General features: G+C 40.6%; 15 protein-coding genes. 12 read left to right on the top strand and 3 right to left on the bottom strand.

The window, feature by feature from the left end; genetic code table 11:
* Positions 1 to 6 precede the first annotated feature (6 nt).
* The 4 genes from MKY84_RS10880 (at position 7) to MKY84_RS10865 (ending at position 3,940) form a co-directional block, all read left to right on the top strand.
* On the top strand, positions 7 to 1,164 hold the full coding sequence (locus MKY84_RS10880; RefSeq protein WP_342526024.1) for a DUF418 domain-containing protein: 1,158 nt from the start codon (positions 7 to 9) through the stop codon (positions 1,162 to 1,164).
* 56 nt (positions 1,165 to 1,220) lie between these two features.
* Positions 1,221 to 2,117, top strand: a complete 897-nt coding sequence (locus MKY84_RS10875) for a fumarylacetoacetate hydrolase family protein (protein ID WP_342526023.1) — start codon at positions 1,221 to 1,223, stop codon at positions 2,115 to 2,117.
* 14 nt (positions 2,118 to 2,131) lie between these two features.
* Positions 2,132 to 2,506: a YisL family protein gene (locus tag MKY84_RS10870; RefSeq protein WP_342526022.1), complete on the top strand. Its 375-nt coding sequence runs from the start codon at positions 2,132 to 2,134 to the stop codon at positions 2,504 to 2,506.
* Positions 2,507 to 2,629: 123 nt separating this feature from the next.
* A complete protein-coding gene (locus tag MKY84_RS10865; protein WP_342526021.1) occupies positions 2,630 to 3,940 on the top strand; it encodes an alpha-amylase family glycosyl hydrolase in 1,311 nt (436 codons plus the stop codon).
* A gap of 885 nt (positions 3,941 to 4,825) precedes the next feature.
* On the opposite strand, the gene MKY84_RS10860 is transcribed toward MKY84_RS10865, so the two are convergent.
* Complete coding sequence (locus MKY84_RS10860) at positions 4,826 to 5,668, bottom strand: DegV family protein (RefSeq protein WP_342526020.1); 843 nt, start codon at positions 5,666 to 5,668, stop codon at positions 4,826 to 4,828.
* Between the two features lie 10 nt (positions 5,669 to 5,678).
* Positions 5,679 to 6,497, bottom strand: coding sequence for a Cof-type HAD-IIB family hydrolase (locus tag MKY84_RS10855; RefSeq protein ID WP_342526019.1), 819 nt, complete (start codon positions 6,495 to 6,497; stop codon positions 5,679 to 5,681).
* 121 nt (positions 6,498 to 6,618) lie between these two features.
* On the opposite strand from MKY84_RS10855, the gene MKY84_RS10850 reads away from it, so the two are divergent.
* Positions 6,619 to 6,927: a metal-sulfur cluster assembly factor gene (locus tag MKY84_RS10850; RefSeq protein WP_342526018.1), complete on the top strand. Its 309-nt coding sequence runs from the start codon at positions 6,619 to 6,621 to the stop codon at positions 6,925 to 6,927.
* Positions 6,928 to 7,049: 122 nt separating this feature from the next.
* Entirely contained in the window at positions 7,050 to 9,182 is a 2,133-nt protein-coding gene (locus tag MKY84_RS10845) for an AAA family ATPase (protein ID WP_342526017.1), read from the top strand.
* Between the two features lie 129 nt (positions 9,183 to 9,311).
* Here the strand turns inward: MKY84_RS10845 and MKY84_RS10840 are convergent, their stop codons facing one another.
* On the bottom strand, positions 9,312 to 9,497 hold the full coding sequence (locus tag MKY84_RS10840; RefSeq protein WP_342528886.1) for a DUF2929 family protein: 186 nt from the start codon (positions 9,495 to 9,497) through the stop codon (positions 9,312 to 9,314).
* Between the two features lie 173 nt (positions 9,498 to 9,670).
* Here MKY84_RS10840 and MKY84_RS10835 point away from each other — a divergent pair, with 173 nt between their 5' ends.
* The 6 genes from MKY84_RS10835 to MKY84_RS10810 all read left to right on the top strand — a co-directional run bounded on the left by MKY84_RS10835 (position 9,671) and on the right by MKY84_RS10810 (position 16,096).
* The gene (locus MKY84_RS10835; RefSeq protein WP_342526016.1) at positions 9,671 to 10,606 is read left to right on the top strand and encodes a beta-ketoacyl-ACP synthase III; all 936 of its coding nucleotides are present in this window, start codon (positions 9,671 to 9,673) and stop codon (positions 10,604 to 10,606) included.
* Between the two features lie 20 nt (positions 10,607 to 10,626).
* The gene (gene fabF, locus MKY84_RS10830) at positions 10,627 to 11,859 is read left to right on the top strand and encodes a beta-ketoacyl-ACP synthase II (protein ID WP_342526015.1); all 1,233 of its coding nucleotides are present in this window, start codon (positions 10,627 to 10,629) and stop codon (positions 11,857 to 11,859) included.
* A 369-nt stretch (positions 11,860 to 12,228) separates the two neighbouring features.
* The gene (locus MKY84_RS10825; RefSeq protein ID WP_342526014.1) at positions 12,229 to 13,248 is read left to right on the top strand and encodes an ABC transporter ATP-binding protein; all 1,020 of its coding nucleotides are present in this window, start codon (positions 12,229 to 12,231) and stop codon (positions 13,246 to 13,248) included.
* The gene (locus MKY84_RS10820) at positions 13,245 to 14,192 is read left to right on the top strand and encodes an ATP-binding cassette domain-containing protein (RefSeq protein ID WP_342526013.1); all 948 of its coding nucleotides are present in this window, start codon (positions 13,245 to 13,247) and stop codon (positions 14,190 to 14,192) included. Before MKY84_RS10825 ends, MKY84_RS10820 begins: the two co-directional genes overlap by 4 nt.
* Before the next feature lie 2 nt (positions 14,193 to 14,194).
* Entirely contained in the window at positions 14,195 to 15,157 is a 963-nt protein-coding gene (opp4B, locus tag MKY84_RS10815) for an oligopeptide ABC transporter permease (RefSeq protein WP_342526012.1), read from the top strand.
* A gap of 30 nt (positions 15,158 to 15,187) precedes the next feature.
* A complete protein-coding gene (locus tag MKY84_RS10810) occupies positions 15,188 to 16,096 on the top strand; it encodes an ABC transporter permease (protein ID WP_342526011.1) in 909 nt (302 codons plus the stop codon).
* The last annotated feature ends 25 nt before the right edge of the window (positions 16,097 to 16,121 follow it).

Raw genomic sequence — 16,121 nt, 5'->3', positions numbered from 1 at the left:
GCAGTCTTGCAACTACACCCCTTATCAAATTCCGAGCGATTTCAAGAAATAGATCAGCTCCGAGGGTTTTCATTATTAGGTATTTTACTCGTCAATATGTTGTTTTTTCACTCTCCCTATATTTATTTTGATCCTTTTAATTGGTACCAGTTGCCTCAAGATAAATTCATGTACCAGATGATAGACATATGGGTGCAAGGTAGCTTCTATCCGTTATTTGCTATGTTGTTTGGGTTTGGTCTTGCTACTCAATTTTTGCGTATTGAAGAAAAGTTTTTAACATTTGGGATGAAACGAATGGCAGTGTTATTGCTCATAGGAATTTTACATGTTTTATTCTTATGGGCGGGCGATATATTAATCACCTATGCAGCTTCAGGTTTTGTGCTCCTATTTTTATTGCGCCTTTCTGCCAAGTGGCTATTTAGTTTAGCACTGGTATTCTATCTGATTCCAAATGCTGCTATCACTCTTTTACTGGCGGCAGTTAAAAGATTTGATCCAGACAGTGCTGCCATGTATTCTTCAGTGCAGGGTATCGAATCTTCAATTATAGCGTATGGGTCGGGAAGTTTTGGTGAGGTGCTAACACAGCGCCTAGCGGACTGGAACTATATGAATCAAGGTGGTCTATTTTTGCTGTGGATGTTGTTCTCTATTCTTCCGTTAATGATGTTGGGAGCAGCAGCTGCAAAGGCAAATCTTATAAAACGAATACGTAACTCTTTCAGTAAAACTTTACTCGCAGGTATTCTTTTAATAGCCGTTGGAACACTTACAAAGTGGATTCCTTATGCGTTAGAAGGGAATATCTTGACGGCGACAGTGCAAGATACCTTTGGTGGACCGATTCAAGCTATCGGGTATGGACTTGTCTTTCTATCTTTAGCGGCAAAATTTTCAGGATTTATTGGATTAAGGCCATTTGAAAAAGCAGGCCGAATGTCGTTATCTATCTATCTTTTAATGTCTGTTTTAGCCACAACATTTTTCTATTCCTATGGACTAGGCTTTTATGGGAAGGTAGATGTAACTGCAGGAACTTGGATTGGAATTGGGATTTATGCCATTTGCCTTATCTTTGCAGAATTGTGGTTATCTAAGGCCAAACAAGGGCCGGTAGAAGTGCTTTGGCGAACTTTGACGTATCCACGCAACAAATAGATGAAATTGTCCGATGAATATAATAGACTATAGTTAAAGGGAAAAGGAGCTGACCTATGAAATTATTATCGTATCGACACCAACAACTAGAAAGATTCGGTCCAAAAGTGAAAAAGCAAGAGGCGGTTTGGGATGTTCAAAAAATCAATGAGGAGCTTCAAACATTTGTTGATTTTCCAGCAACGCTTGCTGAAGGTACTGCAAAAGGAATGGATTTTGTAGAACAGCTTCGCAAACTTGTAATAGAAGCCGAGAATCATCCAGAAGCAGAGACATTCAAGCACCAGTTTACGGATATTGAGTGGTTAGCTCCAATTCCACGCACGCCTAAAAATATCTTTGCCATCGGTAAGAATTATGCAGATCATGCAAAGGAGATGGGTGGAGAGGCTGTTGATTTTGTCGTATTTACAAAATCGCCTACAGCAATAGTGGGAGATGAAGCGACTGTTTCAGTTCATAGTGAATTGACTCAACAGCTCGATTATGAGGGTGAGCTGGCAATTGTCATTGGCAAAGGTGGAAAAAACATTCCTGAACGTATGGCACTTGATGCCGTGTTTGGTTATACAATCGGTAACGATATTACTGCGAGGGACATGCAGAAAAATCATCAGCAGTTTTTCTTAGGTAAAAGTTTAGCAGGGAGTTCCCCGCTCGGACCTTACGTAGTAACAAAAGATGAACTAGCAAATCCTCACGAATTGACTATTGTTACAAAAGTAAATGATGAAATTCGTCAAAATGGGAAAACGTCTGATATGGTATACTCAATTGAGCAAATTATTGCTAAAGTGAGTGCTGTTGTAGAACTAGAACCGGGAGATATCATTTTAACGGGTACACCAGCTGGCGTCGGCAAAGGATTCGAACCACCGAAGTTTTTAACTTCAGGAGATACTGTAAAAGTATCGATTGAAGGTATTGGTACATTAGTAACACACATCGAGTAACGAGGAGGAACAACATGGACTTTTTAGCATCACCACATTTACACATCACTACCTGGGTATTGGGTATTGCATTATTTTTCATTGCTTACTTAATGCCAGCGTCAGCAAAAAACACAAAAATCATTCACATGATTTTACGTGTGGATTACTTATTAATTATTTTGACAGGCGTCGCGTTGTTCATTAAAGGTATGGACTTTGGCCAAGGAATGCTTTACGGCTTGAAATTCATAGCAGGTATTCTAGTAATCGGTATGATGGAAATGGCGTTAGTGAAAAAGAAGAAAGGCAAACCATCGACTTTGTTCGTTGTCTTAATGCTTGTATTCTTATTCATTGCCTTGTTCCTAGGCTTTAAACTGCCAATGGGAATCAACTTCCTAGCATAAAACCCAAGCTGTCTGACACTCGTCAGGCAGCTTTTCTTTGGTCACATAATCTTCAGATTTGCACGCAGTGTTAGTTGCTGAGTCTCTGGTACAATAAAAGAGGACGAAGGAGGAATTACTTTAATGAACCGCTTACCCTTTATATTGCTCTTTGCTCTGCTTCTAAGCATACCAGCACCAGCATTCGCTTCTATGCAAGATGAGAGCATTTATGACCTCTATGTAGATCGCTATTTTAATCAAACTTCCAACAATGATGTCGACGTCAACACACAAGATCCACAAGCATTTGCTGGTGGAGACTTTTTAGGTATTCGTGATCGACTCAGCCACATACAAGACATGGGCTTTACTTACATATCTGTTGGTCCCATTTTTGAAACCGACAAGTATGATGGAAGTGCTATAGTTGCCTATTCTAGTATCGAACCGCGGTTTGGTACAGAACAAGAATTTGTGGATTTAGTAGAAGAATTGCACGCAAAAGATTTAAAGGTGATGATAGACCTTCCTGTGAACGATGCAACCCCTCAACAGTTTGAGGAAATGCAAGCGTTCGTGGAACAATATGCTATCGATGGAGTCAAATTAACCGGCTTACCTGAAACAGCCACGCAGGAACTTAGTGCATTTGTTGAAGCAATTAATACCGATCAGCGAGATGTGATCAGTTTGCAGGAGACAGATTTACAGTTGGATGCAACTTTCAGTAATAGCACTGTAGAAGCCTTTCAGCAAGCATTTAAGACTGTTGATCAACCGATGGATGTCCTGACGACTCTAACGGAAAAGGATGTGCTAGCGTTAGATACATTAGCCACTGAGCGGTTTACACACTTCAGTACCATGGAAAATATGTTTCCACCTACACGTATTAAAGTGGCGCTTGGAGCTCTTTTAACTCTTCCAGGAGTACCAGTGATGACTTACGGAACCGAAATTGCGATGAACGGAGATAGCAGTGAGACAAGTCATCAGATTATGAACTTCCGTGTAGACGAGGATATTATGTTATTTGCAGAAGACCTGCAAACTGTTCGTAATCAATCAGAAGCGCTGCAAACTGGAGATTTTGAACTTCTGCAAAATGAAGATGGCTACTTAGTGTTCAAGCGTTCTACAGAAAATGAATCGTTTATCGTCGTGATAAATAACTCCAGTGAAACGAAAACCTTTACGGCATCTGAAGAGATTGTAGGGGTGGACAAAGAGTTACGAGGTTTGTTTGGTCGAGATGTGGTTCGTCAAAATGACAATGGCATGTATAACATGACAATTGACCGTGAATTAGTGGAACTTTACCATGTGAAAGAAAATGCAGGGTTAAATACAGCTTATATTGTAGCGATGCTGATAGCGTATGCTCTGTTTTTAGGCTTCATCTACCTTGTTTGGAGAAAAGGGAAACAAAAGAAAAAAGCTTTAGCTGAGTGATAAATGCATAATAGAGGTTGGGACAAAATTAAAATCAGCAAGTTCTCTAAGGTGAATTCCAGAGAACTTGCTGATTTTTCCTGTATGTTGAGCTCCGTTTCGGGGCTGCGTTCCGTGGGCGCGTCGTTCTTATAACCTGATGTAATCAAGTTGCGAACGTCAGAAAGACGCTCCAAAATCAGTCGCACCAACCGAGGCCAAGAGCGCCTCACTTGGCACGCCTGATTTCCTCGGACTTTCTAGAGTGACGTTCTCCACATCTAAGAATAATCAAGTTGCGAACGTCAGAAAGACGCTCCAAAATCAGTCGCACCAACCGAGGCCAAGAGCGCCTCACTTGGCACGCCTGATTTCCTCGGACTTTCTAGAGTGACGTTCTCCACATCTAAGAATAATCAAGTTGCGAACGTCAGAAACACGCTCCAAAATCAGTCGCACCAACCGAGGCCAAGAGCGCCTCACTTGGCACGCCTGATTTCCTCGGACTTTCTAGAGTGACGTTCTCCACATCTAAGAATAATCAAGTTGCGAACGTCAGAAACACGCTCCAAAATCAGTCGCACCAACCGAGGCCAAGAGCGCCTCACTTGGCACGCCTGATTTCCTCGGAGTTTCTAGAGTGACGTCCTCCACATCTAAGAATAATCAAGTTGCGAACGTCAGAAACACGCTCCAAAATCAGTCGCACCAACCGAGGCCAAGAGCGCCTCACTTGGCACGCCTGATTTCCTCGGAGTTTCTAGAGTGACGTCCTCCACATCTAAGAATAATCAAGTTGCGAACGTCAGAAACACGCTCCAAAATCAGTCGCACCAACCGAGGCCAAGAGCGCCTCACTTGGCACGCCTGATTTCCTCGGACTTTCTAGAGTGACGTTCTCCACATCTAAGAATAGAAAAAGACAGAGAGAGCACCAGGTCCAACATGAGCTCCAATTGCGGAACCGATCATTTGAATTTCAAAATTTTGAATACCATAAGCTTCTTCTAATAAAGCTCGCAATTCTAAAGCCGCAGCTTCATCATCTCCATGTGAAATATGGACAGTTTGTTTTTCTAGTTCAAAACCAGTCTGACCCACAAGTTCAACCAACCGCTTGATAACTTTTTTACGACCACGAATTTTTTCGATTGGAATCAGTTTTCCTTCTTCCACATGAAGAACAGGCTTGATGTTCAATAGCCCGCCAACAAAAGCGCTTGTTTTGGATACGCGGCCACCACGTGCCATATAATCCAAATCTTCAACTGTGAAGTAATGTTCAATATGAGGGGCGATATCATATAATCTCGTCTCAAGCTCAGCCACAGTCAAACCTTGCGTGCGAAGTTCCACAGCTTTTTTGACCAACATGCCGTAGCCAAGAGACGCTGCTTTCGAATCAATAATTACAAATTGAAAATCAGGATACGATTCTACCACTTGATCCCGCATCATCACTGCAGTGTTATAAGTGCCCGATAAAGCAGAAGAAAAGGCAACATAAATTCCTTGTTCACCATTCTTAGCAAGTTTCTCAAATTCCTTTAAGAAGGTTTCGGGTGAGACTTGAGACGTTTTAGGTTGATGACCCTCACGAATTTTATCGTAAACTTCTTTGGCTTGAATACCGATGATATCTTCGTAATCGTTGCCTTCAATATGTACGCGAAGTGGAAAAAGTTCCACATCCGCCTGCTGGAAATAACTTAATGGTAAGTCCGTCGCGCTATCCGCATAGATTTTCATAGGTTCCCTCCTATACATGTAGTTTTAATTTCAAGCGTTCTTCTAAATAAATACCGATGCCGTCTTCATTATTTGTGCCGATAATTTCATTGGCGATATTTTTAAGTGGTGAAATGGCATTCCCCATTGCTACACCAGTCCCTGCATAATCAATCATTTCTAAGTCATTGTCTTCATCTCCGAAGGCAATGATTCGGCTTTTAGGGATGTTTAAATAGTCTGCCACAGGTTGTATTCCAACTGCTTTATTCAAACCGCTTTTGACAATTTCAATAACGTGCCAAGGTGCACCCCAACGGCGATGATCAATAACCTCTGCATGGACTTCACGTAAATGGCTACGGATTGCCTCGACATGATGTTCTTCTGCATGAATGAGCATGCTTGTTGGATCATGCTTCAAATAGTTTCGTAAATCTCCAGTTGTGAACTTAGGGTCTCCCCAGGCAAATGCATCCATGATTTTTTCATCGTGCTGGTGAAGATAGACATCATCTAAAACTTCGGCAAGTAAATTCTTTATTTCAAAGTTCTCAACAGCATTAACCACTTCTTTGACTACACTTAATTTGATTGGTTCATGAATTGTTTTCCAATCACGAGAGGTTGGGTGATGCACGAAGGCACCATTAAAGTTGACAATCGGAGTTGTCAATCTAAGTTCTTTATAATACATGCCAGTAGCGCGATAAGGTCTGCCAGTGGCAATCATGATTTCATGACCCGCTTCTTTTGCTTTTAGTAGTGTTTCTTTAGTGCGTGGAGAAATCACTTTTTCATCCGTTAATAAGGTACCATCCAAGTCAAGTACGATTAAATGTTTTTCCATTCTTTCACCTCTCCCTTATATCTAGTTTACTCCTATAGCACTAGAGCGTCAAAGGGAAGGGATAGTGGCAATTCAAGGGGGCATTTGTTACACTACTAGTAGTGGAAAGGTGGGAATCATTATGGATCAAGATATGAAAGATAGTATGATGAGCGCTCTAGAAGAGGTTATCGACCCTGAACTTGGAATTGACATTGTCAATTTAGGTCTTGTATACGATGTGGATCTTACGGATGAAGGTGTTGCAATCGTTACAATGACTCTTACGTCAATTGGATGCCCAATGGGACCAATGATTGTAGATCAGGTCAAGACAGCTCTTGGTCAGTTGCCAGAGGTCAAGGAAACAGATGTTAACATTACATTTAATCCACCTTGGTCACGTGATCACATGTCACGTTACGCTAAAATCGCATTAGGAATTCGATAATAGATAGGACTCGACACGTTGTCGGGTCTTTTTTTTATAATCAAATTGCTTTACAACCTAATAAAATACTTAGTATAATTTAATTAGTCAAAGAAGGTCAAACTTCTCGAGGAGGAATTAAAATGCAATTCACCCAAATGCCCGCAGATGATACTAGACCACCTCTCGAACAATATGGACGAAACCTTGTGAGTTATGCAAAAGAAGGAAAAATGGATCCTGTCATTGGAAGAGACCAAGAAATTCGCAACGTGATTCGGATTCTTTCACGCAAAACAAAAAATAATCCCGTACTAATTGGTGAACCTGGTGTGGGTAAGACGGCGATAGTAGAGGGACTTGCTCAGCGCATTGTAAAAAAAGATGTGCCAGAAGGGCTTAAGGAAAAAGAAATTTATGAATTAGATATGTCAGCCCTTATTGCCGGAGCAAAATATCGTGGTGAATTTGAAGAACGTTTGAAAGCGGTACTTAAACAAGTGAAAGATAGTGAAGGATCTATTATTTTATTTATTGATGAGCTTCATACCATTGTGGGGGCTGGTAAAGCAGACGGAGCTATGGATGCGGGCAACATGCTAAAACCAATGCTTGCTCGTGGAGAACTGCACTGTATTGGGGCAACTACTTTAGATGAATACCGAATGTATATTGAAAAAGATCCTGCGTTAGAACGCCGTTTTCAACAAGTTCTTGTGAAAGAACCGACTGTTGAAGATGCGATTTCTATCTTACGTGGACTAAAAGAACGTTTTGAATTGCATCATGGTGTTAGAATTCATGACCGAGCCATCGTAGCTGCTGCCGAACTGTCAAACCGGTATATCACGGAACGTTTCATGCCAGACAAAGCAATCGACCTTGTAGATGAGGCGTGTGCGATGATTCGTACAGAAATTGATTCTATGCCGCAAGAATTAGACGAAGTCACACGTAAAATTATGCAGCTTCAAATTGAAGAACAAGCATTACTGAAAGAAAAAGATGCCGCCAGTCAAAAACGATTACAACAGCTTCGACAAGAATTAACAGCTTTACAGCAGTCTTCTAGTGCCATGAGTACCCAGTGGGAGCAGGAAAAAGCCTCACTCAAAGTAGTTCAAGAAAAACGTGAAGCCCTTGATAAATTACGTAGAGAACTTGAAGAATCTGAAGCGGCATACGATTTAGCTAAAGCTGCGGAACTTCGACATGGAAAAATTCCTTTAGCAGAAAAAGAACTGGCTACGATTGAGCAGGAAAATCAATCAGAAGAGCGCATTCTACGTGAAGAAGTAACGGAAGAGGAGATTGCATCGATTGTAGCCCGGTGGACGGGTATTCCGGTTACAAAGCTTGTGGAAGGGGAGCGTGAAAAGTTGCTTCAATTAGAAGCCACTCTTGCACAGCGCGTTATTGGACAAGACAAAGCAATTCAACTAGTTTCAGAAGCCGTTCTGCGGGCACGAGCGGGTATTAAAGATCCACATAAACCAATCGGATCCTTCTTATTCTTAGGACCGACGGGTGTCGGGAAGACCGAGCTTGCTAAAACATTAGCAGCCCAACTGTTTGATTCTGAGCAACATTTTATTCGAATTGATATGTCGGAATATATGGAAAAGCATAGTGTCTCAAGATTAGTTGGCGCACCACCCGGTTATATTGGATATGAAGAAGGGGGTCAGTTAACTGAAGCGGTCCGGAGAAATCCTTATTCTGTAGTACTTTTAGATGAAATCGAGAAAGCACATCCGGATGTAGCCAATATTTTATTACAACTTTTAGATGATGGGCGCATCACAGATAGCCAAGGTAGAGCCGTTAATTTTTCAAATACCATTGTGATTTTAACTTCTAATATCGGATCTTCTTATTTAATAGAGTCAGAATCCGAGATTTCAGAACATAAAGAACAACTAGTTATGCAAGCACTTCGCCAACAGTTCAAACCAGAGTTATTAAATAGAATGGATGACATTGTCATGTTCCATTCATTGGGGAAAAATCAATTTATTCAAATTGCAGAAAAATATATGAATGAGTTGGCAGTTAAACTCGGAAAACAGGATGTGTCATTGCAGGTGGATCCATCCGTTTATCAATGGATTGTCGATAGAGGTGTAGATGCGGCATTTGGTGCCCGACCTTTAAAGCGCTACATTCAGCGTCACATTGAAACACAAGTTGCTAAGCAGCTAATTAAAGGGGATGTTGGCCCTGGATCAACTCTTGAATTGACCATTGTAGACAATGAGCTTGTTGTTTCTGGCTAAATACGAAGCACCCACGGAGAGCGGAACTCATTACAAATAAAATCAGCAGGTTCTCTAGTATTCAACCTAGAGAACCTGCTGATTTAATTTTGCTCCAACTTTTTTCAAATTCTAAGCCGGTTCATGGAATTAATGATGAGCATTTTTAGGGATTTTCGGTAAAATTGCATCGATTACGATGATGGCTACAGCCATTACGACACCCATAATAAATCCGTTCATTAGAACGAAATCAACATTAATTACAGCACTTACGACGTAATTTAACATTGTCACTAAAATTAGCGACCAAATTAAAACCGTTACATATTGCATTGTCGTCACCTCAGTCAATTTTCTTCTTGAATCATATCATAGATAGCTTATGAGGTGTATGAAAAACCTAAAAAACTTCCCACTCAATCTTATAGTGTTGATAAATGTTCACGATTTGGTTATGATTATGACCAGGTGCTAATAATAGCTATAAGGAAATGAGGGTGAGATTAATGAGTGTAGGCATATGGGGAATCGGCTCATACGTTCCAGAAAATCGGGTCACTAACGATGACTTGGCTCAGCGAATGGACACGTCAGATGAGTGGATTAAATCACGCACAGGAATTGAAGCCCGCCATTTAGCAGATGATTCAGAAGCTACATCGGATCTAGCCTATATGGCAGCTTTACGTGCTCTTGAAAATGCACAAATTGACGCACAAGAAATTGATTTAATTTTGGTCGCTACGGTAACTCCTGATCAGCCGTTTCCAACGGTCGCAAATGCTCTTCAGCATCGGTTAGGTGCAACTAAAGCGGCTTCGATGGACGTATCAGCTGCTTGTGCAGGATTCATGTATGCGGTAATTACTGGATCTCAGTTTGTTCAAACAGAAGTCTATAAGCATGTATTAGTAATTGGGGTTGAAAAACTCTCAAAGATTATTGATTGGGAAGATCGCACAACAGCTGTACTCTTCGGTGACGGTGCAGGTGCAGTCGTTTTAGGACCGGTAGCTGAAGGTAGAGGGATACTTTCATTTGAGCTTGGATCAGACGGAAGCGGTGGGAAATATCTTTCCCAACAGGGGGCACATCTGCAAATGAACGGACGTGAAGTTTTCAAATTTGCTGTCCGCCAAATGGGGGAATCTGCTGTAAATGTTTTGAAGAAAGCAGGTCTCACGAAAGAAGATGTAGATTTTTTAATACCTCACCAAGCGAATATTCGTATTATGGAAGCAGCTCGAGAAAGATTACAACTGCCGGAAGAGAAAATGTCCAAGACGATTCACATGTATGGCAACACTTCCGCAGCTTCAATCCCCTTGTCACTAGACTATGAGTTGCAGCAGGGCAAAGTGAAAGATGGAGACTTACTTGTCATGGTAGGCTTCGGTGGTGGTTTAACATGGGGTGCAATCGCGTTACGTTGGGGAAAATAATTTGAAATGAGGGACATAGTGTGAATAGAAGAGTAGTAATTACTGGAATAGGGGCTGTTACACCATTAGGCAACACAGCTACTGAGACTTGGGAAGGCATTATTGCAGGTAAATCAGGAGTAGGTCCACTTACTCGATTAGATAGTACTCAATTTCCTGCAAAAGTCGCTGCAGAAGTAAAAGACTTTTCTATAGAAGAGTTTGTTGAGAAAAAAGAAGCTAGAAAAATGGACCGCTTTACTCAATTTGCTTTAGCAGCCTCAATTGAAGCGATGAAAGATGCAAATCTTGAATTAGATGAAAAGACAAGTTTACGGACTGGTGTCTGGATTGGTTCAGGTATTGGTGGAATGGAGACGTATGAAAATCAGTTTCGAACGTTTTTAGATAAAGGTGTACGTCGTGTGAGTCCTTTCTTTGTGCCAATGATGATTCCTGATATGGCTTCAGGCCAAGTGTCTATCTATTTTGGAGCTAAAGGGATTAACTCTTGCTCAGTGACAGCTTGCGCTTCAGGAACAAATTCTATTGGAGATGCCTTTAAAGTAATTCAACGTGGAGACGCTGATATTATGATCTCTGGAGGAGCAGAAGCACCCATTACTAACATGGCTGTGGCAGGCTTCTGTGCAAACACTGCTCTCACTACGAATCCAGATCCTACAACAGCTTCGCGTCCGTTTGATGCCAATCGCGATGGCTTTGTTATTGGAGAAGGGGCAGGTATTGTCATATTAGAAGAACTTGAGCATGCTTTGGCTCGTGGAGCAAAGATTTACGCTGAAGTAGCCGGCTACGGATCTACTGGAGATGCGCACCATATTACTGCACCAGCACCTGAAGGGGAGGGAGCAGCTCGTTCCATGTTGCAAGCCATTAATGATGCATCTATTGAAGTTGGAGAAATTGGTTACATCAATGCACATGGAACTAGTACACCTTACAACGACCTTTTTGAAACACAAGCTATAAAAAGCGTTTTTGGAGACTATGCTAAAGAGCTAGCAATTAGTTCCACTAAATCAATGACGGGTCATTTACTTGGAGCAGCAGGTGGAGTAGAAGCTATTTTTACAGCTTTAGCTTTAAAAGAGGGAATTTTACCTCCAACAATTAACTTGAATACTCCAGATCCTCAGTGTGATTTAGATTATATTCCAAATAAAGCTAGAAGAAAATCTATTGAAGCAGCCATTTCAAATTCATTAGGATTTGGTGGTCACAATGCGAGTTTAGTTCTCAAAAAATATTAATCATATTGCGAAATAATAAAAACTACTGATAATCTCTATCAGTAGTTTTTTTTATTTAAACCCTTTAGCGCGTTGTAGCGCTAAATTACTTAGGTGAGTCAATAGACACATAGGCACTGAATCATTACTCATTTCTTAAAAAAAATTTCCTAATATTGCTTTTGGTTGAATCCCTTGTGTCCCTAAGGTTTACAAAGTTTTCTAAATTTAAAGAATGATGAAAATTGTGAAATGAGCCAAAAAACTTATTGTCACTGTAATAATTCTGTAATAGAATTTACATCTAGGTGAACAATTAACTGAAAAATAGAAACTTTGAAACATCATCTTAGCAAATACATCTTAGTGGAACTTGAGAGGAGCAGTAGGTTGAATAACGCAGCAGAATTATTAACCATCTCAGATTTACATACGGGCTTCAGTATCAAGGATACATATTACAATGCAGTGGATGGAGTTTCTCTTACATTACGTAAAAATGAAATCCTTGCAATTGTAGGAGAGTCAGGTTGTGGGAAGAGTACTCTTGCTACTTCCATCATCGGTCTGCACAACTCAAATAAAACCCGTGTGATTGGCGAAATTAAATTTAAAGATATGAACTTAGCAGCACTTACAGATGACAAAATGAACAATGTTCGTGGTAATGACATCGGTATGATTTTCCAAGATCCGCTTTCTGCACTAAATCCGTTAATGAGAATTGGCGATCAAATTGAAGAAAGCTTAATCTATCATACAGATTTGAGCAAAGATCAACGTAAAGCACGTGTACTTGAACTTCTTGCACAGGTTGGGATTCCTAATCCAACTCGTACAGCAAAACAGTTCCCTCACCAACTTTCTGGTGGTATGCGTCAACGTGTCATCATCGCCATTGCAATTGCGTGTAAGCCATCTATCATAATTGCGGATGAGCCAACTACAGCACTTGATGTAACAATTCAGGCACAAATTTTGGATTTGTTAATTGAACTTCAAAAAGAAACTGGCGCTGGCATTATTCTAATAACACACGATTTAGGCGTTGTGGCAGAAGTTGCTCACCGCGTAGCTGTAATGTATGCCGGTCAAGTAATTGAAGAAGCACCAGTTAATGAATTATTCAATAACCCAAAACATCCTTATACACGTTCTCTATTAAATTCAATACCACAAGCACACAGCAATGCAGAGCGCTTGCAAGTTATCCAAGGTCTTGTACCATCTCTTATCAACTTGCCGCGTGAAGGCTGTCGCTTTGCACCACGTATCCCATGGATTGCTGCAGAAGCGCATGAAGCAGATCCAAAGCTTCATGAAATCGCACCAGGTCACTTCGTAAGATGTACCTGCTGGAAACATTTTTACTTCCAGAGTGAAGAAGAAATGGGAGGTATCGTGGAATGAGTTTCATGCAAATTCAAGACCTTCGCGTGCATTACCCGATTCGTGGAGGATTCTTTAATACAATTCAAGACCATGTACTTGCTGTTGACGGCATCAACATGGAATTTGAACAAGGGAAAACTTATGGCTTAGTAGGAGAATCAGGTTGTGGTAAATCGACAACTGGTAAATCAATTATCGGCCTAGAGAAAATCACATCAGGAAAAATCATTTACGAAGGTAAAGATGTAACGAATGCACGTAGACAACGTAACTCAGCTTATAACCGTGACATTCAAATGATTTTCCAAGATGCACACTCAAGTCTAAACCCACGTAAACGAGTTTCAGAGATTTTAGCGGAACCGTTACGTAATTTCATGAAGTTAACTCCAGATGAAGAACGTCGCCGCATCAATGAATTGCTTGCGATTGTCGGAATGCCTGAAGACGTGAAGTTGAAATACCCACACGAATTCTCTGGCGGACAAAAACAACGTATTGGTATTGCCCGTGCGATTGCTACGAATCCAAAACTAATTATTGCAGATGAACCAGTATCAGCACTTGATCTTTCTGTTCAAGCACAGGTACTGAACTTCATGAAAGATATTCAACAAGAGTTAGGCTTAACATACCTATTCATTTCTCATGACCTTGGTGTTGTAAAACATATGTGTGATGAAATCAATATTATGTACAAAGGCCGTTTTGTTGAAACAGGTTCACGTGATGAAATCTATCACACACCTGAACATATATATACAAAACGTTTATTATCCGCTATTCCTAATATTGAGCCTTCAACACGTGTCGAACGCAAAATTGAACGTCAACGTGTAGAAGCAAACTATCAATCAGGAAACAAAGAATATTTCGATGAAAATGGTCGAGTATTCGATTTACGCCCAATCTCTGGCACGCACCAAGTAGCGATGACAGCATCAGAACAGGGGGGCAACTAATTATGTGGAAGACGGTTGTTCGACGAGTTCTCGTCATGATTCCTCAATTATTTGTGCTTAGCTTACTAATCTTTATCATGGCGAAGTTCATGCCAGGAGATCCTTTCACTGGATTGATTACACCTGAAACGGATCCAGCTCGTATTGAGCAATTAAGAATAGCGGCAGGTTTTTATGACCCATGGTATATCCAATACCTTAACTGGATGGGAAATGCCTTCCAAGGAGATTTTGGTCGATCGTATACATTTAACCAACCTGTAAGTGACTTGATTGGCCAACGTGCACTTAATACTTTCTGGTTATCACTAGTCAGTGTAGGATTACTTTATTTACTAGCTATTCCATTAGGTGTACTAGCAGGACGTTACCAAGATACGATCCTTGACAAATCAATCGTATTCTATAGCTTTATCGTTTATGCAATTCCAACATTCGTTCTTGGTTTGATTTCTGTATTCTTCTTCGGATATGAACTTGGTTGGTTCCCTACTAGTGGTACCGTGAGTATTGGTGCTGAGCCAGGGACTCTAGCTTATGTTTGGAGTAAGATTTATCACTTATTACTGCCTTCATTAGTATTTGCAGTACTTGGAACGACAGGTGTTATTCAATATCTTCGTACAGAAATTATTGATTCAAAAACAATGGACTATGTGCGTACAGCACGAGCAAAAGGTATTCCTAATAATAAAGTTTATTCAAAACATATTTTCCGTAACTCATTACTTCCAATCGCAGCATTCCTAGGATTTACAATCACCAACTTATTAGGTGGTTCGATCTTTATTGAAACAATCTTTGGTTACCAAGGGATGGGGCAATTGTTTGTACAAGCAATCAACGGTCGCGATTATAGTGTAATCACAGCATTAGTACTACTTTTCGGATTCTTAACATTATTGGGAAGTCTACTATCCGATATCATCATGAGTATTGTTGACCCACGCATCCGGATAGATTGATAAACATAATGGAAAAGGAGGATTCGAGAAATGGCTGAAAAACAAACAATAGATGTAGAGAAAAAAGCACCTGCAGCCGCGCCACCAACTGGATTCCAAGTTATCTGGCGTGAGTTTTCTAAAGATAAATTAGCAATGACATCATTGATTTTCTTGATAGTCTTGATTACAACCATTTACATTTGGTCATTTTTGATTGATCAAACTCAACTGATGCGTATTAGTTTACGCGATCAAATGGCACCTCCAGGTAGTGAATATTGGTTAGGTGCTGATAAAGGTGGGCGGGATATTTTCGGCCAGCTTATCATCGGTGCACGTAACTCGATTACAATCGCTATCTCCGTCACATTACTAACAGGTTTTGTTGGTGTGGCTATTGGATTAATTACAGGCTATTTCGGTGGCTGGATTGATAACATCTTTATGCGAATCATTGATTTCTTTATCACGATTCCATCTTTGATGATCATTATCGTATTCATTTCCATTATTCCAAAATATACAGTAGTAACTTTCGTTCTGATCATGAGTGTATTCTTATGGGTAGGAACAGCACGTCTCGTTCGAAGTAAGGCGCTATCAGAAAGTCGCAGAGATTATATCAATGCGTCGAAAACAATGGGAACTAGTGATGCTGTCATCATTTTCAAAGAAATGATGCCTAACTTATCATCTATCCTAATTGTTGAGTTAACGTTAAACTTCGCAGGAAACGTCGGTCTGGAAACAGGATTATCGTACCTTGGGTTTGGGTTGCCACCATCAACACCATCTCTTGGAACGCTCGTTGCTTATGCAAATGATCCATTTATTCTTGAAAATGCATGGTGGAACTGGTTACCAGCCTCATTATTAATTTTATTATTAATGTTGGCAATCAACTATGTTGGACAGGCAATTCGCCGTTCGGCAGATGCGCGTCAGCGCTTAGGATAATATTAAACGTTCAACGTTTGATATA

It is taken from the genome of Chryseomicrobium sp. FSL W7-1435 (genome assembly GCF_038595005.1).
GTDB lineage: Bacteria > Bacillota > Bacilli > Bacillales_A > Planococcaceae > Chryseomicrobium.
Note: the sequence above shows the minus strand (reverse complement) of the source record. Positions and strands in the feature narration are given on the sequence as shown.

Excerpts from the sequence above, each read along its gene's own strand:
- MKY84_RS10875 (WP_342526023.1), top strand. The coding sequence starts at position 1,221 with ATGAAATTATTATCGTATCGACACCAACAACTAGAAAGATTCGGTCCA.
- MKY84_RS10840 (WP_342528886.1), bottom strand. The coding sequence starts at position 9,497 with ATGCAATATGTAACGGTTTTAATTTGGTCGCTAATTTTAGTGACAATG.
- MKY84_RS10810 (WP_342526011.1), top strand. The coding sequence starts at position 15,188 with ATGGCTGAAAAACAAACAATAGATGTAGAGAAAAAAGCACCTGCAGCC.
- opp4B (WP_342526012.1), top strand. The coding sequence starts at position 14,195 with ATGTGGAAGACGGTTGTTCGACGAGTTCTCGTCATGATTCCTCAATTA.
- MKY84_RS10850 (WP_342526018.1), top strand. The coding sequence starts at position 6,619 with ATGGATCAAGATATGAAAGATAGTATGATGAGCGCTCTAGAAGAGGTT.
- MKY84_RS10855 (WP_342526019.1), bottom strand. The coding sequence starts at position 6,497 with ATGGAAAAACATTTAATCGTACTTGACTTGGATGGTACCTTATTAACG.
- MKY84_RS10835 (WP_342526016.1), top strand. The coding sequence starts at position 9,671 with ATGAGTGTAGGCATATGGGGAATCGGCTCATACGTTCCAGAAAATCGG.
- MKY84_RS10820 (WP_342526013.1), top strand. The coding sequence starts at position 13,245 with ATGAGTTTCATGCAAATTCAAGACCTTCGCGTGCATTACCCGATTCGT.
- MKY84_RS10870 (WP_342526022.1), top strand. The coding sequence starts at position 2,132 with ATGGACTTTTTAGCATCACCACATTTACACATCACTACCTGGGTATTG.
- MKY84_RS10865 (WP_342526021.1), top strand. The coding sequence starts at position 2,630 with ATGAACCGCTTACCCTTTATATTGCTCTTTGCTCTGCTTCTAAGCATA.
- MKY84_RS10860 (WP_342526020.1), bottom strand. The coding sequence starts at position 5,668 with ATGAAAATCTATGCGGATAGCGCGACGGACTTACCATTAAGTTATTTC.
- MKY84_RS10845 (WP_342526017.1), top strand. The coding sequence starts at position 7,050 with ATGCAATTCACCCAAATGCCCGCAGATGATACTAGACCACCTCTCGAA.